Annotated in this window: 23 protein-coding genes and 1 tRNA gene; 6 read left to right on the top strand and 18 right to left on the bottom strand. The window is 71.3% G+C overall.

Annotated elements, in window-relative coordinates:
• Positions 1-69: 69 nt before the first annotated feature.
• Positions 70-468: a VOC family protein gene (locus ITJ54_RS01800; protein ID WP_194625623.1), complete on the top strand. Its 399-nt coding sequence runs from the start codon at positions 70-72 to the stop codon at positions 466-468.
• Here the strand turns inward: ITJ54_RS01800 and ITJ54_RS01795 are convergent.
• Together ITJ54_RS01795 and ITJ54_RS01790 are read right to left on the bottom strand one after the other, a co-directional pair.
• On the bottom strand, positions 452-910 hold the full coding sequence (locus ITJ54_RS01795) for an NUDIX hydrolase (RefSeq protein WP_194625622.1): 459 nt from the start codon (positions 908-910) through the stop codon (positions 452-454). The genes ITJ54_RS01800 and ITJ54_RS01795 overlap by 17 nt on opposite strands.
• 40 nt (positions 911-950) lie before the next feature.
• Entirely contained in the window at positions 951-1,712 is a 762-nt protein-coding gene (locus tag ITJ54_RS01790; protein ID WP_194625621.1) for an SDR family oxidoreductase, read from the bottom strand.
• 149 nt (positions 1,713-1,861) lie between these two features.
• Here ITJ54_RS01790 and ITJ54_RS01785 point away from each other — a divergent pair, with 149 nt between their 5' ends.
• Positions 1,862-2,335 carry an NfeD family protein gene (locus ITJ54_RS01785; RefSeq protein WP_194625620.1) on the top strand — a complete coding sequence of 158 codons (474 nt, stop codon included), beginning with the start codon at positions 1,862-1,864 and terminating at the stop codon, positions 2,333-2,335.
• Complete coding sequence (locus ITJ54_RS01780; protein ID WP_194625619.1) at positions 2,332-3,534, top strand: SPFH domain-containing protein; 1,203 nt, start codon at positions 2,332-2,334, stop codon at positions 3,532-3,534. The genes ITJ54_RS01785 and ITJ54_RS01780 overlap by 4 nt, the downstream gene beginning before the upstream one ends.
• Positions 3,535-3,634: 100 nt before the next feature.
• Here ITJ54_RS01780 and ITJ54_RS01775 read toward each other — a convergent pair whose 3' ends face one another.
• From ITJ54_RS01775 to ITJ54_RS01735, 9 genes are all read right to left on the bottom strand, one after another.
• Entirely contained in the window at positions 3,635-3,985 is a 351-nt protein-coding gene (locus ITJ54_RS01775; protein ID WP_071275321.1) for an RNA polymerase-binding protein RbpA, read from the bottom strand.
• Between the two features lie 104 nt (positions 3,986-4,089).
• Complete coding sequence (lnt, locus tag ITJ54_RS01770) at positions 4,090-5,592, bottom strand: apolipoprotein N-acyltransferase (RefSeq protein ID WP_323741555.1); 1,503 nt, start codon at positions 5,590-5,592, stop codon at positions 4,090-4,092.
• A 155-nt stretch (positions 5,593-5,747) separates the two neighbouring features.
• Positions 5,748-8,198, bottom strand: coding sequence for a DEAD/DEAH box helicase (locus ITJ54_RS01765; RefSeq protein WP_194625618.1), 2,451 nt, complete (start codon positions 8,196-8,198; stop codon positions 5,748-5,750).
• The gene (tatC, locus tag ITJ54_RS01760; RefSeq protein WP_194626190.1) at positions 8,195-8,947 is read right to left on the bottom strand and encodes a twin-arginine translocase subunit TatC; all 753 of its coding nucleotides are present in this window, start codon (positions 8,945-8,947) and stop codon (positions 8,195-8,197) included. Before tatC ends, ITJ54_RS01765 begins: the two co-directional genes overlap by 4 nt.
• Positions 8,948-9,319: 372 nt before the next feature.
• The gene (locus ITJ54_RS01755) at positions 9,320-10,291 is read right to left on the bottom strand and encodes a helix-turn-helix transcriptional regulator (RefSeq protein WP_194625617.1); all 972 of its coding nucleotides are present in this window, start codon (positions 10,289-10,291) and stop codon (positions 9,320-9,322) included.
• The gene (locus tag ITJ54_RS01750; RefSeq protein ID WP_194625616.1) at positions 10,284-11,306 is read right to left on the bottom strand and encodes a helix-turn-helix transcriptional regulator; all 1,023 of its coding nucleotides are present in this window, start codon (positions 11,304-11,306) and stop codon (positions 10,284-10,286) included. Before ITJ54_RS01750 ends, ITJ54_RS01755 begins: the two co-directional genes overlap by 8 nt.
• 95 nt (positions 11,307-11,401) lie before the next feature.
• Positions 11,402-12,307, bottom strand: coding sequence for an FKBP-type peptidyl-prolyl cis-trans isomerase (locus ITJ54_RS01745; RefSeq protein ID WP_194625615.1), 906 nt, complete (start codon positions 12,305-12,307; stop codon positions 11,402-11,404).
• A 43-nt stretch (positions 12,308-12,350) separates the two neighbouring features.
• Entirely contained in the window at positions 12,351-13,388 is a 1,038-nt protein-coding gene (locus ITJ54_RS01740; RefSeq protein ID WP_194626189.1) for a tRNA (adenine-N1)-methyltransferase, read from the bottom strand.
• Between the two features lie 26 nt (positions 13,389-13,414).
• Complete coding sequence (locus ITJ54_RS01735; RefSeq protein WP_323741554.1) at positions 13,415-14,191, bottom strand: HAD family phosphatase; 777 nt, start codon at positions 14,189-14,191, stop codon at positions 13,415-13,417.
• 140 nt (positions 14,192-14,331) lie between these two features.
• On the opposite strand from ITJ54_RS01735, the gene ITJ54_RS01730 reads away from it, so the two are divergent.
• Positions 14,332-15,264, top strand: coding sequence for a PAC2 family protein (locus ITJ54_RS01730; RefSeq protein ID WP_194625614.1), 933 nt, complete (start codon positions 14,332-14,334; stop codon positions 15,262-15,264).
• A 324-nt stretch (positions 15,265-15,588) separates the two neighbouring features.
• Here the strand turns inward: ITJ54_RS01730 and mshC are convergent, their stop codons facing one another.
• The 3 genes from mshC to ITJ54_RS01715 form a co-directional block, all read right to left on the bottom strand.
• A complete protein-coding gene (mshC, locus tag ITJ54_RS01725; RefSeq protein ID WP_194625613.1) occupies positions 15,589-16,830 on the bottom strand; it encodes a cysteine--1-D-myo-inosityl 2-amino-2-deoxy-alpha-D-glucopyranoside ligase in 1,242 nt (413 codons plus the stop codon).
• Complete coding sequence (locus ITJ54_RS01720) at positions 16,827-17,654, bottom strand: undecaprenyl-diphosphate phosphatase (RefSeq protein ID WP_194625612.1); 828 nt, start codon at positions 17,652-17,654, stop codon at positions 16,827-16,829. Before ITJ54_RS01720 ends, mshC begins: the two co-directional genes overlap by 4 nt.
• A 63-nt stretch (positions 17,655-17,717) precedes the next feature.
• Positions 17,718-19,043 (bottom strand): M20/M25/M40 family metallo-hydrolase, encoded by a 1,326-nt coding sequence (locus ITJ54_RS01715; protein ID WP_194625611.1) that lies wholly within the window; start codon positions 19,041-19,043, stop codon positions 17,718-17,720.
• Between the two features lie 168 nt (positions 19,044-19,211).
• Between ITJ54_RS01715 and ITJ54_RS01710 the strand changes: the two genes are divergently transcribed.
• A tRNA-Leu gene (locus tag ITJ54_RS01710) sits at positions 19,212-19,297 on the top strand.
• A 218-nt stretch (positions 19,298-19,515) separates the two neighbouring features.
• On the opposite strand, the gene ITJ54_RS01705 is transcribed toward ITJ54_RS01710, so the two are convergent.
• Entirely contained in the window at positions 19,516-19,728 is a 213-nt protein-coding gene (locus tag ITJ54_RS01705; protein WP_194625610.1) for a hypothetical protein, read from the bottom strand.
• A gap of 103 nt (positions 19,729-19,831) precedes the next feature.
• Positions 19,832-20,524, bottom strand: coding sequence for an SDR family NAD(P)-dependent oxidoreductase (locus ITJ54_RS01700; protein ID WP_194625609.1), 693 nt, complete (start codon positions 20,522-20,524; stop codon positions 19,832-19,834).
• A gap of 177 nt (positions 20,525-20,701) precedes the next feature.
• Here ITJ54_RS01700 and ITJ54_RS01695 point away from each other — a divergent pair, with 177 nt between their 5' ends.
• A complete protein-coding gene (locus ITJ54_RS01695; RefSeq protein WP_194625608.1) occupies positions 20,702-21,568 on the top strand; it encodes a helix-turn-helix transcriptional regulator in 867 nt (288 codons plus the stop codon).
• Positions 21,569-21,634: 66 nt separating this feature from the next.
• On the opposite strand, the gene ITJ54_RS01690 is transcribed toward ITJ54_RS01695, so the two are convergent.
• Positions 21,635-22,963 carry an NAD(P)/FAD-dependent oxidoreductase gene (locus tag ITJ54_RS01690; RefSeq protein ID WP_194625607.1) on the bottom strand — a complete coding sequence of 443 codons (1,329 nt, stop codon included), beginning with the start codon at positions 22,961-22,963 and terminating at the stop codon, positions 21,635-21,637.
• A 70-nt stretch (positions 22,964-23,033) separates the two neighbouring features.
• Entirely contained in the window at positions 23,034-23,237 is a 204-nt protein-coding gene (locus tag ITJ54_RS01685; RefSeq protein ID WP_194625606.1) for a hypothetical protein, read from the bottom strand.
• Positions 23,238-23,276 lie beyond the last annotated feature (39 nt).

Raw genomic sequence — 23,276 nt, 5'->3', positions numbered from 1 at the left:
GGCTAGCGCCACCGGTCCGCCGCACGAAGGGCTCTGGACGAGCCTGTGGAGAAGGGCCATGCTGTCGCCATGGCACTCCGCTGGTACTCGATCGTCATCGACAGCCGTGACCCCGCGTCGCTCGCCCGCTGGTGGGGTGAGACCCTCGCCTGGCCACTCGTCTACGAGTCCGAGGACGGCGACGAGTCCGTCATCGCACCGCCCTTCGCCGACGAGGTCGCCGACACCGTCCCGCGCGAGCAGCGGCCGCAGGAACTCGTCTTCGTCCCCGTGCCCGAGGAGAAGACGGTCAAGAACCGCCTGCACATCGACCTGGCACCGGCTCCCGACGAGTCGCTGCAGGAGGCGGTCGACGGCCTCGTGGCACGAGGTGCCGCACGCGCCGACGTGGGTCAGCAGGACGTGCCCTGGGTCGTCCTCACCGACCCCGAGGGCAACGAGTTCTGCGTCCTCACCCCGCGGGAGTGAACCGCCGGACCAGGTCGGGCAGCTCGCGCGGCTCGAACGGCTCGTCGGTGGCGTCGAGTTCGTCCGCCGTCCACCACCGCGCGTCGAGGATGTCGACGCGCTCGTCCTCGGTCCACTCCTCGCTCGACAGCGAGAAGCCCGCGGTGCGCACGACGTAGAACTCGGAGTGGCCACGGTCGTGGTCGGCCTGGTCCCACGCGACGTCGAAGTCCCAGGACCAGACCGGCTCACCGGGGTCCGTGATGACGATGCCCGTCTCCTCACGGAGCTCGCGGATCGCCGCGTCGCGGTGCGACTCCCCCGGGTCGACGCCGCCGCCCGGCGTGATCCAGCGGTGGAAGCCGTCCGAGGACGGCGCGTTCGTGTCCATCAGGAACACGCGACCCTCCGGGTCGAGGAGCAGGATCCGGGAGGTTCGGCGCAGGCCGGGCGTGGCAGTCACGTCGTCGACGCTAGCGGACGCGACGTGACCAGGTGGTCGGTCAGCCGACGAAGCCGCTCACGTCGCCGACCAGGCGGGTGTGGTCGGCGGGGATCGGGTCGACGGCGGCCTGGGCGATCTCGGCCGCGAACTCCGAGACGCTGTAGAGCTTGCCCACCTCTTGTCGACGGCCCTCGATCGCGCCGGGGTTGATGCGGTTGAGGAGCGTGGCGGTGATGGTGCCCTCGATCATGTCGCCGGAGACGACCACGAACGCGATGCCGGCGGCCTCGAGCTGGGGGACGAGCTCGCGCAGGGCGAGTTCGCCGGCCCGCTTGCTCTTGGCGACCGGGACGTACTCCGGCAGCGTCTCGGCGGTCTCGACGAAGTGGGCCTGGTGGCTCGTGACGAAGACGACCCGCGAGCCGGCGGGCATGTGCGGCACGGCGGTCTGGAGCATGTCGACCTGGGCGTCACGGTTCAGTCGCAGCGCGTAGTCGTCGCCCATGCCGGACTCCATGCCCCCGGAGGCGTTGAGCACGAGCAGGTCGATGCCGCCCCATGCCTGCACCACGGTGTCGACCATGGCCTGCACGGAGTCGTGGTCGGTGAGGTCAGCGCCCACGGCGAGGGCGTCGCCACCGGCAGCCACCACACGCTCGGCGATCTGCTCCGCACGACGTGCCTTGTTGCGGTAGTTCACGACGACCTTCGCGCCGGCCTCTGCCAGGTACCCGACGGTGTCGGCACCGATGCCGCGGGAGGACCCGGTGACGAGGGCGCGCGTGCCGGCGAGTGCTCCGGGGGCGAGGGGGTTGCTCACAGTGCTGTTCTCCTGTTCGAAGGGTCCGGTCGACCGCAGCGAGCCTACCAATCCCCTGCGAGATGTCGGTGGTCGTCCGATATGTTGAACGGAGTTGAACCGGCTCCGCGGTGTCGCGGGTGCCGTCGCGAACGAGGGAGGGAGCTCGCGTGCACATCACCGAATGGGTCCAGACGATCGTCTGGATCGCGCTGGTCCTCGTGCTGGGGGTGGTCGAGGTCTTCACGCTCGACTTCATCTTCATCATGCTGGCCGCCGGAGCCGCCGGTGGGTTGATCGCCGCCCTGCTCGGCGCCCCGTGGTGGCTCTCCACGATCATCGCCGCGGTCCTCGCACTCGTGCTGCTCTCGCTCGTGCGGCCCCGCGTGCTCGCCGCCCTCGGCCGTGGGGCAGACCCGCGCCGCACGGGCATGGAAGGCCTCGTCGGCATGCCCGGCACGGTCGCCGTCGCGTTCACCACCACCGCACCCGGTCAGGTCCGCCTGGCCAACGGCGAGACCTGGAGCGCGCGCATCGACGCAGCCGCTCCTGACCGCACCCCGCCGCTCGGCACCGGCGTCGTCGTCGAGTCCATCGAGGGCTCGACCGCCGTCGTCCGCATCCAACAGAAGGCAGCCCAATGACCCTCGCACCCGGGACGATCGTGCTCTTCGTACTGATCGCCGTCATCGTCATCTTCGTGATCGTCGTCCTCGCCAAGGCGATCCGCATCGTCCCGCAGGCGACCGCCGGGGTGGTGGAACGACTGGGCAAGTACCACAAGACCCTCACCCCTGGGTTGAACCTCCTGGTGCCGTTCATCGACCGCCTCCGTCCGCTGCTCGACATGCGTGAGCAGGTCGTGTCCTTCCCGCCGCAGCCCGTCATCACCGAGGACAACCTCGTCGTCTCCATCGACACGGTCGTCTACTTCCAGGTGACGGACGCCCGTGCGGCGACGTACGAGATCGCGAACTACCTCGGTGCCGTCGAGCAGCTCACGACCACCACGCTCCGCAACGTGGTCGGTGGCCTCAACCTCGAAGAAGCACTCACCAGCCGAGACAACATCAACGGCCAGCTCCGCGTGGTCCTCGACGAAGCCACCGGCAAGTGGGGCATCCGCGTGGGCCGGGTCGAGCTCAAGGCGATCGAGCCGCCCGTGTCGATCGTCGACGCCATGGAGCAGCAGCTCCGTGCCGAGCGGAACCGTCGTGCCGCGATCCTGCAGGCCGAGGGCACCAAGCAGTCCCAGATCCTCGAGGCCGAGGGTGCACGTCAGGCGGCGATCCTCCAGGCCGAGGGTGCCGCCAAGGCGCAGGTCCTCCGCGCCGAGGGTGAAGCCCAGGCCATCGCGACCGTCTTCGACGCCATCCACGTCGGCGACCCGGACGAGAAGCTCCTGTCGTACCAGTACCTGCAGATGCTCCCGAAGATCGCCGAGGGCACCGCGAACAAGGTCTGGATGATCCCGAGCGAGTTCACCGAGGCCCTCTCCGGCATCGCGAAGGGCTTCACCGCCCCGCGCATGGGCGGTGCACCGGCTGGTGGCACGGCATCCGGCAGCGCAGCGGGCACCACCGGCGGCGCGGCGGGTGCAGCCGGCGGCAGCGACTTCCTCGCCAAGATCTCGCAGCTCGCGAACGAGAGCCTGGCGAACAGCGCCGCGGCCGACGGAACCAGCACCTCGGCGGCGACCCGGGCGAACGCCCCCGCGTCGGAGATCATCCCGGACTCCGTCCTCGACGAGCGTCTCGCCGAGTCGAACCGCAGCGTCGAGGAGAAGCTCGCGGCGGCGGCCGACGCCACCCGCGCCCAGCTTCGCGACGACCAGCAGCAGTAGCAGCAGCGGTCCACCAACGGCGACGGCCCGCTCCCCGATGCGGGGAGCGGGCCGTCACGCGTTCTGCGTCAGGCGCTGCGCGAGTCAGGCGCTTCGCAGGTCAGGCGCCACGTCGGGCGCGGAGGAACTGCAGACGTTCCTGCAGCAGCTCCTCGAGCTCTTCTCGAGACCGTCGCTCGAGCAGCATGTCCCAGTGCGTTCGCGGTGCCTTGACGTCCTCTGCTGCGACCTCGACGGGCACGCCGTCGTCGCCGAGCAGGCGTCCCTCGAAACCGCTGCGCGGGTCGGACCAGCTCTGCGGGACCTCGGCGTCGGCCGAGAACACCACGTCGAAGGTCTCGCCCGTCGCGGCCTGGTACACCGCGCGCTTGCGATCCGAGAGCTCGACGCCCTCTTCGCTCTGGAGACTCTGACTCCCGAGCCGCATGCCGCGGAGACTCCGATCAGCCATGGTGGACTCCTCTCGTCGTTCCCCCGTCCCAACACTGTCCCACGCGCTTCCGTTCCGGGACCGGTGCATTCACAGTGGGTTCCCAGTGCCGCGCTCCGGGGACGTCAGACGCCGGCGGGACCTCGGCGCGCTCGACGACCCCACGGCGCGCAGGCGAGCAGCACCAGCAGCCCGCCGAGTGACAGCACGAGGGTGATCAACCCGGACGCCACCGTCGCCGGCGTGGTCGAGGTCCCGAGGGGCACGTCGGTGGTCATCGACGTCGCGGTGTACTCCGGCACACGGTCGATCGTCCGGCCGGTCGGGTCGATGACCTGCGACGCCCCGACGGTCGAGATGTTCACGAGCGAGCGCCCACTCTCGATCGCCCGCATCCGGGCGATCTCGAGCTGCTGCAGGTTCTCGTCGGTGCCGGAGAAGTCCGCGTTGTTCGTCTGCGCGAGGATCACCTGCGCTCCCCCGCGCGCCATGTCCGCGGTCAGGCCGTCGTCGACGATGTCGAAGCAGATCGCGATGCCCGCCTTGACCCCGGCGACGGAGAGCACGTTCGGCTTCGTCCCCGGCGTGTAGTCGCGCTGCAGCAGCCCGATGAGCGACGGCGCCAGCTTCGAGAAGAACCAGCGGTCCGGGACGTACTCGCCGAAGGGCACCGGGCGCACCTTGTCGTAGGACGACTGCCAGCCGTCCGCGGTCCACACGAACGAGGTGTTGTGCAGCACCCCCGACGGCGTCTGCGTGATCGCTCCCGCGACGATCGGCGCACCGACACCGCGCACGACCTGGTTCAGGTCGTTCGCGATGACCGGCGCCGCGCGCGGGTCGTACTCCGCCGAGGCCTCGGGCCAGACCACCAGGTCGACCCCACGGGCGTCGACGTCGGTGGCGGCGACCTGCGACCGGAGGACGTCCCCGGGCTGTGCACGGTCGAAGTACCCCGCCGGCCCGTTGCCCTGCACGGCCTCGATGCGGATCGTGCCGTCGGTGGCGGTCGGCCACGCGGGGACGGCGAGCACCGCGGCCACGAGCAGCCCCGCCGTCGCGACACGCATCCGGAGCCGGACGCCTGACACGAGTCCGAGCGAGACGACGACGGCGACGCAGTAGACGACGACGAACGACAACCCGAGCACGCCGACGTAGGCGGCCAGGTGCGCGAACGGGCTCTCGGACTGCGACAGCCCGACGCGGCCCCAGGCGAAGCCCCCGTACGGCCAGCTGCCGGAGAACCACTCGCGTCCGGTCCAGATCGCGGCCACCACGGCCGGGAGGCCCCACACGCGTCCCGCGGTAGTGGTCACCACCCGGGCGACCCAGCGGTACGTGAGCGCGAGGGCGACGCTGCCGAGCGCGAACATGGCCGCCTCGAACAGCGCGAGTGCCAGCCACGGGACCGGGCCGAGGTAGCGACCGGCCCAGGAGATCGCCGGCAGCCAGAAGGCCACACCGCCGAGGTACCCGATCCAGGCGGCACGGCGCCAGCCCTGGCCCATCGCAGCCAGCAGCGTGCACGCCACCGCCGGGTAAGCGAGGAACCACCACCCGGGGGTCGGGAACGCGAGCGCGAAGAGCACACCGCCGATCACCGCGAGCGGCAGCGCGACCCGCACCGGCAGCGCCGTGAACGGTGAGGGCCGCGAGACACCGCCGAAGCCGCCGGACGCCGCCAGAACCGGCGGCGTCTCAGCACGGCCGCGGCGTCTTGGTAGGACGCCCCCGTCTCGCGGAGGCGCGACGGACTCGCGGACGGACACCGGGCCTCCCGTCAGACCGTCGCGTACGCGACGATGCCGCGGCGGACCGCGTCGGTCGCACGGCGAGCGGTCTCGGCGAGGTCGGGGTCCCCGGCGTTCTTGATCTGGTCGAGGAGGTCGATGACCTGCTTGGACCAGCGGACGAAGTCGCCGGCGGCCAGGTCGAGCGCGCGGAGGACGTCGTCGAGGGCCGAGCCCGAGGCCCAGCGGAACATGCCGAGCGCGATCGCCGGGGTGGGCGGCTGCGACCCGGCCAGGCGGGCGTCCCGTTCCACGTCGTCGAGCCGGGCCCAGATGGTCAGGGTCTGGTCGAGCGCCGGACGGAAGGCTCCGCGGGGCAGGGCGTGCTCGGTGCCGGGCGCGTCCTCGCGGCGGGGCTGGTACACGATCGTCGCGGCCATGGCGGCGAGCTGCCCCGGCGTGAGCTCCTTCCAGACCCCGGCCTCCAGGCACTCGGCGACGAGCAGGTCGCGGTCGCCGTAGATGCGCTGGAGGCGACGGCCACCGGCTGCGACGGTGGCCTCGCCGGTGCCGTCGTTCGTCGGGACGAGGTAGCCGAGCTGCAGCAGCACGTCGGTGACGCGGTCGAACGTCGTCGCGACGGCGCCGGTGCGCGACCGGATCTGCTGGACGAGCTTGTCGTTGACGCGCTTGAGCTTGTACCAGCGCTCGGCCCAGCGGGCGTGGGCCTCGCGGTCCGGGCACGCGTGGCAGGGGTGCCGCTGCAGGGCGCGGCGGACCTCGGTGATCGAGGCCTGGCGTTCAGCGCGGGCACCGTGCGAGGCTTCACGACCGCCGGGGACGTTGGAGCGCTCGAGGTCGGAGAGCTCCCGCCGCAGTGCCGCGTACTCTGTGAAGTCACCGAGGTGGCACTCCATCGACTTCTGGTAGCCGTCGAGGGACTCCTGCTGCGACCGCACCTTGCGCGCCAGGTCGACGACCGACCGGTCCGCCTGGAACTGTGCGAACGAGGTCTCGAGGACCTCTCTGGTGCGCTGCCGGCCGAACTGGTCGATGAGGTTGACGGCCATGTTGTACGTCGGCTTGAACGAGGAGTTCAGCGGGTACGTCCGCCGGCTGGCGAGGGACGCGACCGCCTGCGGCTCGAGGCCGTCCGACCACTGGATGACCGAGTGGCCCTCGACGTCGATGCCCCGGCGACCGGCACGGCCCGTCAGCTGGGTGTACTCCCCCGGCGTGATCGGGACCCGGGCTTCGCCGTTGAACTTCTCGAGCTTCTCGAGCACGACCGTGCGCGCCGGCATGTTGACGCCGAGCGCCAGGGTCTCCGTGGCGAAGACGACCTTGAGCAGCTTGCGCTGGAAGAGGTCCTCGACGACCTCCTTGAACGCGGGCAGCATGCCGGCGTGGTGCGCGGCGACCCCGCGCTCGAGGCCCTCGAGCCACTCCCAGTACCCGAGCACGGCGAGGTCCTCGTCGAGGAGCGTGCGGCAGTGGTATTCGGCCGTCTCGCGGATCTCGTTGCGCTCCTGCGAGGTGGTCAGCGAGACGCCGGAGCGCAGGACCTGCCGGACGCCCTGGTCGCAGCCCGCGCGGCTGAACACGAAGAAGATCGCGGGCAGGAGCATGCGCTCGTCGAGCATCCGCGCGATGTGCTCGCGGTGCAGCTTCTCGGTGCGCGGTCCACGACGCTCGGGGTACCCGCCGCGTCCGCGACGCCCCCGGTGCCCGCCGCCACGGCCCTCGTTGCGGGAGGCTCCGCCGACCAGGCGGAGGAGCTCCGGGTTCACACGGTTGGTCGCCGCGGCACCGGACGAGTCGAACAGGTCGACCATCTTGTTGCCCACGAGCACGTGCTGCTCGAGCGGGACGGGACGGTCCTCGGACACGATGACGTCGGTGTCCCCGCGGACGGTCTGCAGCCAGTCGCCGAACTCCTCGGCGTTGGACACCGTCGCGGACAGGCTGACGAGCCGGACCTCGGTCGGCAGGTGCAGGATGACCTCTTCCCACACCGCACCGCGGAACCGGTCAGCCAGGTAGTGCACCTCGTCGAGGACGACCCAGGCCAGGTCGTCGAGCAGGTCGGAGTCCGCGTAGATCATGTTGCGGAGGACCTCGGTCGTCATCACGACCACCCGTGCCCGCGGGTTGACGTTCGTGTCGCCCGTCAGCAGGCCGACCTCGGTCTCGCCGTAGACCTCGACGAGCTCCTGGTACTTCTGGTTGCTCAGCGCCTTCATCGGCGTCGTGTAGAACACCTTCGCCGTGGGCTGTCGCATCGCGAGCCAGATCGCGAACTCCGCGACGATCGTCTTGCCGGCGCCGGTCGGTGCCGCGACGAGCACGCTGCGGCCCTGGTCGAGCGAGTCGCACGAGGCGAACTGGAACGGGTCGAGGTCGAACCGCAGGTCAGCGCGGAACAGCTCGAGGTTGCGCGACCGGTTCCGGACCCTTGCTGCCTGGAAGCGCTCGGCGGCGCTCAGACCGGTGTCCGTCACAGCCCGTACTCGGCGTCGAGCTTGGCCTGACGCTTCGCCAGGCGGCGGTCGTGGAACCACGTGACGACGCACGCGGCGATGTAGAGCACGACCATCGGGACGGCGAGCAGGAACATCGAGATGACGTCGGCGCTCGGCGTCACGATGGCGCAGAAGACGAGGATGCAGAGGATCGCCACGCGCCAGGACTTGATGATCGCCTTCGCCGAGAGCACCCCGACGAAGTTGAGCAGCACCAGGAACACCGGCAGGACGAACGCGATGCCGACCGCCACGATGAGCTTGATGACGAAGTCGTAGTAGGCCTTGGCGTCGACGATCGAGGTGTCCTGGCTGGACACGAAGCTGCCGAGGATGCCGACGATGTGCGGCAGGACGTACCAGCCGAACCAGCACCCGGCGAAGAACAGCGGGATCGCGGTGCCGAGGAAGCCCCAGACGTACTGCTTCTCACGACGCACGAGCGCCGGGACGATGAACGCCCAGATCTGGTAGAGCCACACCGGGCTGGCGATGACGACGCCGATCGTGATCGCGATCTGCAGCCGGAGGTCGAACGCACCCGTGATCATCGGGAAGTTCAGCTCGGCCGTGTGCCCGCCGACCTTCGCGAGCTCGGTCACCGGTGCCCGCAGCGAGTCGAGCACGAACGGCGTCAGGAACCATCCGCCCACCGCCCCGAGGAGCACTGCGACCACGGCCTTGAACAGCCGGTTGCGCAACTCGATCAGGTGCTGCCCGAGGGACATGCGGCCTTCGGGTTCCCCGGACTGGCGACCCTGCCGCTTCTCTCGCCCGCGCGCGGTCGTCGAAGCCATGTCCCGATCCTACGGCAGCGGGACCGACAGTCCGCGGCGCAGTCCGCGAACGCACAGTTCGGCGACCGCGGCGGGTCGCGACCGGTGGGCCAGCCGGACGGGAGGCTCGGTGCGGCACCGCCACGAGCCTCCCGTCCGCCACGGCGTCCGTGGTGCAGACCGCCGCCGCACCACCGACGTCGGCTCGCGCCACGGAATGGGACGGCGCGAGCCGTCGTCGGTGGTGCGAAGCCAGCTGGCGCCGGGCGCGGATCAGTGCGTGCCGGTCAGCTGACGCGGCCGGGCGCCAGCAGTCAGCGCGGGTCAGTCGGCGCTGAGCGCCGACTCGGCGAAGTCGCGGACGGCGTCCCGCGCCGCGGGCGGGTCGATCACGACGGCCCGGCCCGGGAGCCCGGCGACGAGCCGGACGACGCCGTCGAAGCCCGAGGACGCAGCCAGACGGATGCGCACCCGGCCACCGTCGTCGGGCGCGTCGGCGGTGTCGGCGAGGAAGTCCGCCACGAGCGGCAACGACGAGGCATCGAGCTCGAGCGTGACGATGACGTCGTTCGAGCTCTGCTGGAAGAGCGTGTCCGGGATCACGACGTCCTCGATGGAGCGCTCGGCGGGACGGTCGTCCACGCGGGCGTTCGTCATCCGGTCGAGGCGGAACGTCCGGAGCGCCTGGCGGTCGAGGTCCCAGGCACGGAGGTACCAGTCGGTGTCGATCGACTCGACCCGCAGGGCGTCGACGCGCCGCGTGCTGCCCTTGCTGCGGGGCCCGGCGTACTCGAAGACCAGGCCGCGGCACTCGGACATCGCGCGGCGGATCGTCGTCAGGGTGGCGTCGTGGAGCTCCTGCCCGACGGCGACGTTCGCGGCCGCTCCCCCGGCGCCGCGGGACAGCTTGGCCATGAGCGCGCGGATGGCTTCGCGGTCCGCTGCCTCGGGCAGGGCGGAGAGGTACTGCAGCCCCGCGATGAGCGCCGAGGCCTCTCGAGCGGAGAGCCGCGGGGAGTCGTCGATCGCGACGAGGTTCGTCAGCACGATCATGGCGTTCTGCTCGAAGTCGTCCCACGCGATGTCGAACAGGTCGCCGTGCTGGTACTGCATGGTCTCGCCGGGGATGCCGGACACCGCGATGAGCTCGACGGCTCGCCGGATCCGGGCTTCCGGCACGCCGAAGTGCCTGGCAGCTTCGGCCACGGAGACGCGTTCGCGGTCGATGAGGTACGGCACCAGGGCCAGCAGGAACGCGAGCTTGTCCTGGGCCTGCAGCGGTTGGGTGTCAGCCACGGAGCGCCCCCTCGGCGTGGTCGGCGACGAGTGCCCGGAGTCGCGCGACCACGCGCTCGCGGACCTCGTCGGGTTCGAGCACGCGCAGCTCGGGACCGAAGGCCGCGAGCTCCTCGGCCAGGATCTGCGGGTCGACGTAATGGACGAGCAGGGCGCCGTCGGTCGTGGTGGTGGTGTCGCGGCGGCGGTTGAGCCGGCGCTCGGCGTCCGAGCCGGGCTGCACGGCGACGGTGGCCGTGCGCTCGGACCAGAGGCGGTCGAGCTCGGTCAGGGCGCGCTCCCCGGCGCCCGCCGGTGCCGGGTGCTGGCCGGCCTGGAACGACGTGACCGGGCCGACGATGCGGGACAGCAGGTAGTTCTTCACGCCGTCGGTCGAGGGCTCGTACCCGGTGAGCATCCAGCGACCACCGTGCTGCACGAGCGCCATCGGGTGGAGCTCGCGGCGGCGGGGCTCGTGCTCGCCCGGGGTGATGTAGTCGAACCGGACGCCGGCGGCTCGGTCGAGGGCGGCGCGGAGCGGCTCGAAGGCGGCGTCACGGGTGCGGAGTCGCGGGGCGTAGGCGTCGATGCCGAAGGCCTCGCTCGAGCCCTCGTCGTCCCCGGCCGACCGGACCTTGAGCAGCCCGCGGCGGGAGTCCGACGACAGTGCGCCTTCACGCCAGGCCATGGCCGCGAGTGAGAGCAGCGCGGACTCGTCCGGGGTGAAGCGGACGTCGAGCGGCAGGTCGTACTCGCCCTTGGGGATGCGGTAGCGCAGCGTCTGGTTGTTGCCGGCGGCACCCGGGGTCTCGATGGTCTCGAGCGGGATGCCGAGTTCTCGGACGTCGTCCTTGTCGCGCTCGAACTGGCGCTCCAGCGAGGCGTTGTCCCCGCCGGTCGTGAACCGCTGCCGGTAGCCCTGCACGTTCGCCAGGATCTCGGACTTGGTCAGCCCGGCTTCCGTCGAGAGCAGCGCGAGCACGAGGCTGAACAGGCGTTCTTCCGCCGGTACGCGGGGCACACGGGTGGCTGGCACGAGCCGATCCTACGGCAGCGCGAGGGTGCAGGAGTGCACCCTCGCGCGAGGTGGTGGACAGTCGGTCAGCGGTGTCCGTCGGGCCGTTCCGGTGATCAGGACGGCATGACGCCGAGCACGTCGATGACGTACGCGTAGGCGATGCCCTGCTGGTGGACGACGGCGAGCACCTGGTCACCGACGCGGCTGCCGACGAGGGCGCTCCGGACGCCTTCCTGCACCTGGCCCTTGGTGAGCGGGACGGTCTGCGCACCGGTGCCGTCGGTCCAGCTCGACCCGGCGACGGTGGAGTCCGCACCCCACGTGACGGCCGTGTACTTGATGACCGCGGTGTCCTTCGCGGTCAGGACCGCGCCGGAGCCCTTGCGGAGCAGGTGGGTCTCGTCGCCCTTCGGCGCCGTGGTCGAGGGGACCGTGATGCCGGGGGCGCCGTCCGGCGCGAGCACGACCGCGGGCATCCCGTCGCCGGCGAGCTGGGGGGTGCCGGTGGCCCGGGCGTCGAAGGCGCGCTTGACGTCGATGACGGCGACGACGGCGGCCTCGGTCTTCTTGGTGGCCTCCGCACCGCTCGCCAGTGCGCTCTGCGGCAGGGCCACGGCGAGGCGGTCCCCCACGTTCGCGCACTGCAGGGCGTCACCGAGGGCTCCGGCGTTGGACGACCCTGCGGTGATCGGGGCCGTCTTGCCGGTGTAGCCGCTGGTCTGGGCGACCTTGCCGGTGGTGCCGTCGACGAGCGTGTACTCGATGAGCACGGGGGTGCCGTCGTCGATCCGGCGGCCCTCACCCTGCTTCAGGATCGAGACCTGCGTGCCCTTGGTCGTGAGTCCTGTCGGGATGCTCACCTTCGGCTCGGCACCGAAGCGGCCCGACGCGCTGACGGCCTCGGACGCGGCGCCGGGGGCGTCGCAGCTCGACGGGGACGAACCCGCGCCGCTCGACGCGCACGCGGTCAGCGACGCGGCCAGTCCGATGGTGACCAGGAGTGCGGGGATGGTGCGCACGGACCCTCTTTCCGTTCGATGCAGGACGAGCGACAGCGGAAGCCTACCGGTCGTCACCATCGGTCTCGGCCGGGCTGCCGGCCTCGGCCGCCGCGACCTTGCGGGCCTGAGCGGCCGCCTGCCGTGCGACCTTGCGGAGCTTCTTGTCGCTCGCGGTCCGGTCGCCGACGGCACCGGGAGTCCAGGCCTCGACGTCCTCGTCGGAGAACTCGGCCTTGCTCGCACGACGCTTGAGGTTCGGGAGCACCACGCCGTCGGCCAGGCGACGCGCCGTCACCAGGAACCCGGTGTGCCCCACCATGCGGTGGTCGGGTCGGACGGCGAGGCCCTCGACGTGCCAGGTCCGGACAAGGGTCTCGCTCGACTGCGGGTCCGTGAAGCGCCCGGTGTCCCGGAGCGCCTCGGCCGTGCGGGACAGCTGCGTCACCGTGGCGACGTAGCAGACGATGAGTCCACCGGGCACGAGGGCGTCCGCTGCGGCGTCCACGCACTCCCACGGCGCGAGCATGTCGAGCACGACGCGGTCGACGCTCTGCTCCTCGACGGCACCGGGGAGCTCCTCGACGAGGTCACCCACCGTCACGCTCCAGTTGTCCGGCACGGCACCGAGGAAGGTGCCGACGTTGCCGCGGGCGATCTCGGCGAACTCGTCGCGGCGCTCGAACGACTGCAGGCGACCGGTCGGACCGATCGCGCGGAGCAGCCAGAGCGACAGCGCACCGGAGCCGACGCCGGCCTCGACCACGCGGGCGCCGGGGAAGACGTCCGCGAAGGCGACGATCTGGGCCGCGTCCTTCGGGTAGACGATCGCGGCGCCGCGCGGCATCGACATCACGTAGTCGTTGAGCAGGGGACGGAGTGCCAGGTACTCGTCGCCGGAGCTCGCGGTGATGACGGACCCGTCGGGCTGCCCGATGACGTCGTCGTGGGCGAGCATGCCGCGGTGCGTGTGGTAGATCACGCCGGGCTCGAGGGACAGCGTCGTGAGCTTGCCCTTCGGCCCGGTCAGCTGCACGCGGTCCCCGGCACGGAACGGGCCGCGCGGCGGGGTGTGCGGCGCACCGCCTGCGGTGTGCGGCAGGCCGGTCGTGTCGGGGAGCTCGGCGTTCACGAGGTGACCCCCTCGGTGTCGGTGGCGGACCCGTCGACCGCACCAGGGCCTCCTGACTGAGGAGCCGAGACCGGCCCGCCGGACCGGCGCGCGGCCAACGCCGGCGACGTCAGCTCGACCAGGCGGTCGACGTCGATGCCGGCCAGCGACGTCAGGTAGACGTCCCCGGCGGTCTCGGGGAGCGGGACGATGTGCTCGACCGCGATCGTGACGGCACCGGACGCCACGGCGGCGGCGACGCCGGTGGCAGAGTCCTCGATCGCGACGCAGGCCGTGGCGTCGACGCCGAGTTCGGCAGCGGCGCGGAGGTAGGCCTCGGGGTGCGGCTTCGGGTGCTCGACGTCGTCACCGGCGACGACGACCCGGAAGGCGTGGTCGGCGAGGGCGTCGGCGGCGACGAGTGCCATGGTCCGGCGTGACATCGTGACCAGGGCGGTCGGGATGCCGCGGGTGTGCAGCTCCTCGACGAGTTCACGTGCGCCCGGACGCCACGGCAGGTCGTCGCCCTGCAGGCGCTCCATCACGTAGGAGGTCATCCACTGGACGATCTCCTCGACCTCCATGTCGACGCCGCGGTCGCGGAGGATCTCCCCCGAGCGCTCCAGTCCGCTGCCCACCAGGGACAGGCCGTCCTCGTGGGTCCAGGTCGCGCCGTAGCGGCCGGTCAGCTCCACTTGGGACTGCTGCCAGATCGGCTCGGTGTCGATGATCGTGCCGTCCATGTCCCACAGCACGGCTGCGGGCTGGACGAGGGCGGGGGGATGCGCAGTCACGGGCGTCGAGTCTACCGGCGGCCGGCGCGGGGCCGACCCGCCCGAGGGGCCTACAGTGGATGCCTGATCGTGTCCGGTCGTCCGGCGCGCCGTCCGCGCGCTGGTGACCCGCTCCACTCCACCTCCAGGAGGTCCGCTCCGTGCCACAGCACTCCCCCTTCAACGACGGCCGGCTGCTGGTCGTCGCGTTCGAGGGCTGGAACGACGCGGGTGAGGCCGCCAGCGGGCTCGCTCGCCGCATCGTCGACGCGCTCGGGCTCGACGAGCTCCGGGAGATCGACGGGGAGCGGTACGTCGACTACCAGTTCAACCGGCCGAACGTCGGCAGCGACGACAACGGCGTGCGCGGGATCGAGTGGCCGCGCATCGTGCTGCACGGTCCGGGTGAGCTCGGCCGTCCGGTGATCGGCGCCGCCGGCTCCCCCGCGGACCGTGACGTCTTCGTGCTCGTCGGCCCGGAGCCCTCGCGGACGTGGCGCGCGTTCTGCGCCGAGGTCATCGACCTCGCGGACGTGTACTCGATCGACGCCGTGGTCTTCGTCGGCGCCATGCTCGCCGACGTCCCGCACACCCGGCCGATCTCGGTCTTCGTGTCGAGCGAGAACGCGGACGTGCGCCAGGCCTTCGACGTGGACAAGTCGTCGTACGAGGGCCCGACCGGCATCCTCGGCGTGCTGTCCGACACGATGGACAAGGCCGGGCTCACCACGCTGTCGCTCTGGGCCTCGGTGCCGCACTACGTGCACAACGCGCCGTCGCCGAAGGCCACGCTGTCGCTGCTCGACAAGATGGAGGAGCTCACGGACGTCACCGTCCCGCGCGGCACCCTCCTCGACGACGCCTCCGAGTGGGAAGAGGGCATCGACGCCCTGGCCGCCGACGACGAGGACATGGCCTCCTACATCGGGCAGCTCGAGCAGGCCCGCGACACGGTGGACTCCCCCGAGGCCTCCGGCGACGCCATCGCGCAGGAGTTCGAGCAGTACCTCCGCCGTCGGGAGCGCAAGGACGGCAAGGACGGGGGCGGCTCCGCCGGCGAGGGCCCCTGGCGCCCACCGCAGCCCCCGCAGTAGCGCGCGCTGGGCGCGGGTCGTCCCGCGCGTAGCGGGTCCTCCCGCGCGTAGCGGGTCCTCCCGCGCGTAGCGGGTCGTTCCGCGCGTAGCAGGTCGTTCCTCCCGACCCGCTACGCGCGTTCCGACATGCCATCGCAGGTGACAGGGGTCGGACCGCACACCCCTGACGGACGGGAGGCTCGGTGCCAGCTGGCACCGAGCCTCCCGTCCGTCGTGTGGCCAGCCCGCCGCCCTCGGTGAGATCGCAGTCCGTGTCGCCTCCCAGACTCGGGAACCGACACGAACTGCGATCTCAGCAGCGCGCGAGTGGGAGCGCGCGGGGCGTCAGCCGATGCGGATGCCGAGGAGCGCGTCGACGACGTCGACGAGCGTCGGCGTCGAGCGCGTGCCGCCCGCGACCGCGGTGTCGACCGCAGCGACCGCGCCGGGCGTGTCGAGGTCGTCCGCCACGCGCGCACGGAGCCGGGCGACGACGTCGTCAGCATCGTCGGCGTGTCCTGCGCCACCGGCTGCCCAGGCGTCCCAGGTGGCGAGCCGACGGGCCGCACTCGCGAGCTCGCCGTCGAACCACTCCCAGTCGTCCGAGTACCGGTGCGAGAGCAGCGCCAGCCGGATGGCCCGCGGGTCCGCACCGTCGTCGAGCAGCCCCCGCACGGTGACGAGGTTGCCGAGCGACTTCGAGATCTTCTCGCCCTGGTAGGCGATCATCCCGGTGTGCACGTAGGCGTTCGCGAGGGGCTGGTGGGCCAGGGCCGCCGCGTGCCCGGCGCTCATCTCGTGGTGCGGGAAGACGAGGTCGCTGCCACCGCCCTGCACGCTGATGGGCAGGCCGAGGCGGTCGCCGGCGATGACGCTGCACTCGATGTGCCAGCCAGGACGGCCCGGGCCGACCTCGGTCTCCCAGCTCGGCTCGCCGGCACGGGCAGCGCGCCAGAGTAGCGGGTCCAGCGGGTCGCGCTTGCCGGCACGGTCGGGGTCGCCGCCGCGCTCGGCCGACAGCGTCAGCATGGTCTCGCGGTCCAGGCGGCTCTCGTCGCCGAGGGCCCAGGACTCGGTCGGGCGGTTCACGTCGAAGTAGAGGTCGTCGCCCTCGGAGTCAGGGGTCGGCACGCTGTAGGCGTAGCCGGTCTCCTGCAGGAACGCGATCGCCTCGGCGATGCGCTCGACCTCGTCCGTGACGGCGACGTAGTCGTCCGGCGGCAGGATGCGCAGGGCTTCCATGTCGCGCCGGAACAGGTCGATCTGCGACGCGGCGAGGTCCTGCCAGTCGACACCGTCCCGCGCGGCGCGTTCGAGCAGCGGGTCGTCGACGTCGGTGGTGTTCTGCGCGTACTCCACGTCGAGGCCGGCGTCACGCCAGGCCCGCCCGAGCGTGTCGAACGCCAGGTAGGTGGCCGCGTGGCCGAGGTGGGTGGCGTCGTACGGGGTGATGCCGCACACGTAGAGCGCCGCGCGGTCGTCGCCACGGGTCGGGTCGACCGGCCTGCCGACGGCCGTGTCGTGCACGACGGGACGAGGGCCATTGCCGGGGACCTCGGGGACGGACGGGGCCTGCCAGGACCTCATGGGGTGATCACTCCGAGCGACAGCAGCACGATGAGCACGATACCCAGCGCGATCCGGTAGTACACGAAGGGCATGAAGCTCCGCGTGCTGATGTACCGCATGAACGCGGCGATCACGATGTACCCCACCCCGAAGGCGACGACGGTCGCGATCAGCGTGTCGGCGAGGCCGAACGGCGCGCCGGTGTCGCCGAGGCTGGTCGCGGCCTCGTACAGCCCGGACAGGAACACGGCGGGCACCGCGAGCAGGAACGCGAAGCGAGCGGCGGCTTCGCGGGTGTACCCGAGCGCCAGGCCCATCGACACCGTCGCGCCCGAGCGGGAGACACCGGGGACGAGGGCGAGCACCTGGGCCAGGCCGACCAGGATGCCGCCGCCGAAGGTCATCTGCTCGATGCGGCGCTCCTTGCGTCCGACGCGGTCGAGCACGCCGAGCACGACACCGAAGACGATGAGCACGACCGCGACGATCCACAGCGACCGGAACGTGGTCTCGATCGTGTCCTGCAACAGCAGTCCGACGACGCCGATCGGGATCGTGCCGAGGATCACCAGCCACCCGAGCCGGACGTCGGGGTCGGTGCGCGGCACCTTGCCGGAGAGCGAACCGAACCAGCGGGCGACGATCCGCGTGATGTCCCGCCAGAAGTAGATGAGCACGGCGGTCTCGGTGCCGAGCTGGGTCACGGCGGTGAACGCGGCGCCCGGGTCCTTGGCGTCGGGCAGGAACAGCCCGACGATGCGCAGGTGCGCGCTGGAGGAGACGGGCAGGAACTCGGTCAGTCCCTGCACGAAGCCGAGGAAGATGGCCTCGAGGATGTGCACTGGCGCGGCCTTTCAGGGTGGGTCGTCGTCGGGCGTCGCCGGTTGCGGCGACCGTCCAGTATGTCAGTACGAGCCGAGCAGGTCGCCGAGCACGCGCCGGCCGAACGCCAGGGACTCCAGCGGCACGCGTTCGTCGACCCCGTGGAACATCGCGGGGAAGTCGATGCCAGCCGGCAGCTGCAGCGGCACGAACCCGTAGCCGGCGATGCCGATCGTCGAGAGCGCCTTGTTGTCGGTGCCGCCGGAGAGCAGGTAGGGCAGCACGGGGGCGCCCGGGTCGTGGCGACCGAGGACGTCCCGCACGGCGTCGACGAGCGGCCCGCCGAAGTCCTGCTCCATGCCGATGTCCCGGTGGGACATGAGCACCTCGACGTCGTCCCCGGCGAGTTCCCGCACCCGGGCGAGCACCGTGTCCTCGTCCCCGGGCAGGCAGCGGACGTCGATCAGGGCCTCGGCCGCGTCGGGGATCACGTTGTGCTTGTACCCGGCGCGCAGCACGGTCGGGTTCGTCGTGGTGTGCAGCGCCGCGTGGATGAACCGGGAGGCGGACCCCGTCGCGAGCGCGACCTCGTCCGGCCCGGACACCGCGGGGTCGACGCCGAGGAAGCGCGCGATCTCGGTGACCATCGACTCGGTCGTCGCGGAGAGGCGCACCGGCCACTCCTCGCTCCCGATCCTGGCGACGGCGGCCGCGACCTTCGTGACGGCGTTGTCCCGGATGACGTGGGAGCCGTGGGCCGCCGTCCCGCGGGCGACGAGCTTGATCCACATGAGGGCCTTCTCGCCGGTCTGCAGGAGGTACGCGCGCCGGTCGTCGAGCGTGACGGAGTAGCCGCCGACCTCGCTGATCGCGGCCGTCGCGCCGGCGAAGACCTCAGGGTGGTTCGACACGACGTGGTGGGCGCCGAGCACGCCGCCGGCTTCCTCGTCCGCGAAGTACGCGATCACGAGGTCCCGCTCGGGTGCGCCGTGCTCGGCGATGACGTCACCGAGGGCGGTCAGCATCATCGCGTCCATGTTCTTCATGTCGACGGCGCCGCGGCCCCAGAGCATGCCGTCCTTGACCACGCCGCCGAACGGGTCGACGCTCCAGTTGGCGGGGTCCGCGGGCACGACGTCGAGGTGCCCGTGCACCACGAGCGCCGGCTTGCCCCGGTCGCGCCCTGGGAAGCGCGCGACGACGCTGACCCGGTCGGGCTCGGACTCGAACAGCTGGGGCGTCGCGCCGAGGTCGCGGAGCGCCGCCTCGACGTAGTGGGCGGCCTCGGTCTCGCCGGCCGAGCGGCCTTCACCCCAGTTGGTCGTGTCGATCCGGATGAGGTCACGGGCGATCCGAGCGGTGGCCTCGAGCTCCTGGTCGGTCGTGGTGCCCTGCGCGTCCGTCGTCATGCCACCACGCTACCGGCCGCCCCCGACGGCCCCGGCAGCGGCGCCGCTCACCAACGCGCCCGGGATGTCCAGCCGTGTTCAACGAGCGTTCAGACCCGTGCTAATGTCTTCTCCGGCAGCAACGCCGGGGAAACCCGCTGGGGCCGTCGCACAACTGAAGAACATCCTGTCCGGATGGCGGAATTGGTAGACGCGCTAGCTTGAGGTGCTAGTGCCCGTATTAGGGCGTGGGGGTTCAAGTCCCCCTTCGGACACGCAGTGTTGAGACACGCGGCGAACGGCCCACCTTCGGGTGGGCCGTTCGTTTTTGCGCGCCCGGATGCCGGAGCCCGCCGAGCGCGCTCGACCCGGAACGACAGCGCCGCAGCGCGCGCCCGACCCGGAACGACACCATCGCTGTCGTACGACCTCGACGATGTCGTTCCGAGTCGGAAGCCCGCACCCGGACCCGCGCCCGCGCCCGCGCCAGCCCCTAGCGCCGACGCAGCACTCGCCGCACGACCAGCAGCACCACGCCACCGGCCACGACTGCGGGCCAGTTCACGACGAACGGGTCCATCCACGTGTGGTGCGTGTCGGGCCGCGTGCTCCCGAGCCGCGATGCGATCGGGCGCTTCCCCCGCTCGGCACCGATGCCGGTCTCCCCGATGAGGTCGTCCGGCCGACCGCGGAGGGCATCGGTCACCGGTGCGTCGCGACGAGCCGTTCCAGGACTGCGCATGGTGACCAATGACGGACGGGAGGTTCGGTGCCAGCTGGCACCGAACCTCCCGTCCGTCACCGGTCACCTACCAGGGCAGGCGACCGTCGCGGTCGGTGACGGTCCCGGTCGGGGCGTCCGCACCGAGGGTCGCCATCCGGACCGCCGCGTCGGCGCCGTCCTCGACGCTGTGTCCGAGGTGACCGGTGAACTCGGTCGCCGTCTGTCCGGGGTCGACCGCGTTGAAGCGGACGTCCGGCGTGGTCTTCGCGTACTGCATGGTCAGCATGGTGACCGCTGTCTTCGAGGAGCCGTAGGCCGCGAGCGGGTACTGCGACTCGACGCGCGCCGGGTCGTGGATCAATGTGAACGACCCGAGGCCGCTCGTGACGTTGATGACCGAGGGTCCCGCCGCCTGCCGGAGGACCGGCAGGAGCGCGTTCGTGACGCGGACGACGCCGAAGACGTTGGTCTCGTAGACGGCACGCAGCTGGTCGACGGTCATGTCCTCGGGCGCGGTGACGTCGCCGAGGACGCCGGCGTTGTTCACCAGGACGTCGAGGTGACCCGCCTGGTCCTGGATCGTCGCAGCCGCGGCGGTGACGGACGCGTCGTCCGTGACGTCGAGCTGCACGAACGAGGCGCCGAGCTCCGCCGCTGCAGTCCGGCCGCGGTCGGTGTCCCGAGCGCCGATCCACACGGTGTGTCCGGCGGCGATGAGTCGGCGGGCGGTCTCGCGGCCGATGCCCTTGTTGCCGCCGGTGATGAGCGTGATGGTCATGGTTCTCCTGTCGGTGGGGGTGAGAGGCCAAGCGTGCGGCCGTACGACGTGCCCCAGCCAGGGAAGAACGGTGCCACCCAACGGCGGTGCTCGCCGGCAGTGGTCACCGGCACCGCTCCCGGAGCATGGGACCAGCGTTCCCATGCGCTTCTCGCTCCGCACGCAGACAATGAACGGGTGCCTGCAGACCTCGTCGAGAACCTCAGCGACCTCCTCCGCGCCTGGCGAGGACGACTGCGCCCCGAGGACGTCGGCCTGGAGTCGTTCGGGCGTCGGCGGACGGAGGGGCTCCGCCGGGAGGAACTCGCGCAGCTCGCCGGGGTCAGCGTGGACTACGTCATGCGCCTGGAACAGGGTCGCTCCCGCACTCCTTCAGCGCAGGTCGTCCAGTCCCTCGCACGCGCACTCCAACTCGACCGGACCGAGACCGAGCTGTTCCACCGCGCCGCCGGACTCGCACCGCCCCGCTCGGGTGTGGTGTCGCGGCGCGTCCCTCCCGGTGTCCAGCGCATGCTCGTCCGGATGGCGGACCTCCCGCTGGCCGTGTTCACCGCCGACTGGACGATGCTGCACTCGACGCCGCTCTGGCAGGCCCTGTTCGACGCGCCGTCGGTGCTCAAGGACCCCGAACAGAACCTCGTCGTGCAGACCTTCATCGACGACAGCGTCGCCGAGGTCGCGACGGCGCACGGCGGCCCGGCGTCGTTCGAGCGAGCCCTCGTCGCTGACCTGCGACGCACGGCTGCGACCCTCGGTGAGGACGCCCGCTTCTCGGCCTTCATCGCCCGACTGCAGAGCGAGAGCGAACGGTTCGCCGCGTACTGGGACGAGGGACGAGCGGCGGCGCACCAGTCGCTCGTCAAGACGGTCCACAACCGCGTCGTCGGCGACGTCGTGCTCGACTGCGACGTCGTCACCGTCCCGGACTCCGACGTCAAGCTCGTCGTCTACTCGACCGCAGCAGGAGGACCCGACGCCGAGAAGCTCGACTTCCTCCGCGTCGGAGCCGTCCGAGAAGCAGCCCCCACCGACTGCGCACGGTGACCAGACGACGAACGGGAGGCTCGGTGCCAGCTGGCACCGAGCCTCCCGTCCGTGGGGTGGAACTGATCAGCTCTTGCTGGCGTCCACGAAGGAGCGACGCGGGTCGGTCTCCTTGATGAGCGAGGTCGCGTCGCGACCGGAGACGGCGCCGGTAACCCAGCCGATGACGATGCGCGCCTTGCGGTTCAGCGTCGGCATCGCGTACACGTGGTACGAGCGGTGCGCGAGCCACGCGAACAGGTTCGTCATCTTGATGCCCTTGATGTTGGCGGCACCCTTGGCGACACCGTACGAGGCGACCGTGCCCACGGAGACGTGGCGGTACTCCTCGAGCGGCTTGCCCGTGATCGTGGCGACCACGTTGTCCGCGGCCACGACGGCCTGGCGGACGGCGTTCTGCGCGTTCGGCGGGTAGTACGCCGGCTGCTTGTCGGCGGTCAGGTCGGGGACCTGCGCGACGTCGCCGAGGCCCCAGACGCCGGAGACGACCTCGTGGGTGTCCTCGGCCTCGACCTGGAGCTTCGCGTTCGCGGCCAGGTGGCCCTTCGGTCCGCGCGGCAGGTCTGAGGCGTCGAGGAGCGGGTTCGGCTTCACGCCGGCCGTCCAGACGAGCAGGCCGGTGGCGAACTCGTCGCCGTCGGAGAGCTTGACGACGCCGCCTTCGCAGCTCGGCATGGTGGTCTTCAGGCGGACGTCGATGCCGCGGGCGCGGAGGGACTCGAGGGTCCACTTCGACAGCTCGGGGCCGACCTCGGGCGCGACGCGGTCGAGGGCGTCGATGAGCACCCAGCGGGGCTGCTCGCCGGCGAGCGACGGGTACGTCTTGATCGCGGCCTGCGAGACGTCGAACAGCTCGCCGATGGCCTCGACGCCGGTGTAGCCACCGCCGACGAAGATGCTGGTGAGCAGACGGCGACGCTCGTCGTCGTCACGGGTGGCAGCAGCCTTCGCGATGTTGTCGAGGAGCTTCGCGCGGACGTACGCGGCCTCTTCGACGGTCTTGAAGCCGACGCCGACCTCGTCGAGGCCCGGGGTCGGGAAGGTGCGCGTGACGGAGCCGAGCGCGACGACGAGCTGGTCGTAGCCGAGCGTGCGGTCGTCGCCGCCGGCCGTGGCGATCGAGACGGTCTTGTCAGCGGAGGAGATCCCGGTGACCTTGCCCTGGATCACGCGGGTCTTGCGGAGCGCGCGACGGAGCTCCACGGTGACGTCCTTCGGCGCGATGTGACCGCCGGCGACCTCGGGCAGGAACGGCAGGTACGTGTAGTACGTGTTCTGGTCCACGAGGGTGATGCGCATCGGCACGGTCGCGGCGTGCTTCTGCAGCTGCTTGACGGTGGAGTAGCCGGCGGAGCCGCCACCGAGGACGAGGACGTGAGGGATCGAATCTGCCATGAGTCCGGTCTACTCGATCCGGGCTCCCAGCGTCATCATCGCCGCGCGGATCGGGCAGATCGGATGACGATCAGCGACGGTTGTCGCGCAACCGCCACCAGGCGGTCTCGGCGAGCTCGAGGCCCGTGTACACGCCGTGTGCCGTCCGCCGGGACTCGACCAGGCTGAAGCGACGGAGTCGGTAGCCGCCGCCGAAGCGGTCGATCATGGCTTCCGGGGAGGACGACTCGTCGCGCTTGACGAGCCAGGTGCGGTCGTCGACCTCGACGATCACGGCATCGGCGCTGGCGCGGTGACCGGCGCGGTCGTGGCT

It is taken from the genome of Curtobacterium sp. VKM Ac-2865 (genome assembly GCF_015350905.1).
GTDB lineage: Bacteria > Actinomycetota > Actinomycetes > Actinomycetales > Microbacteriaceae > Curtobacterium.
This window is presented reverse-complemented; position numbering and strand designations above follow the sequence as displayed.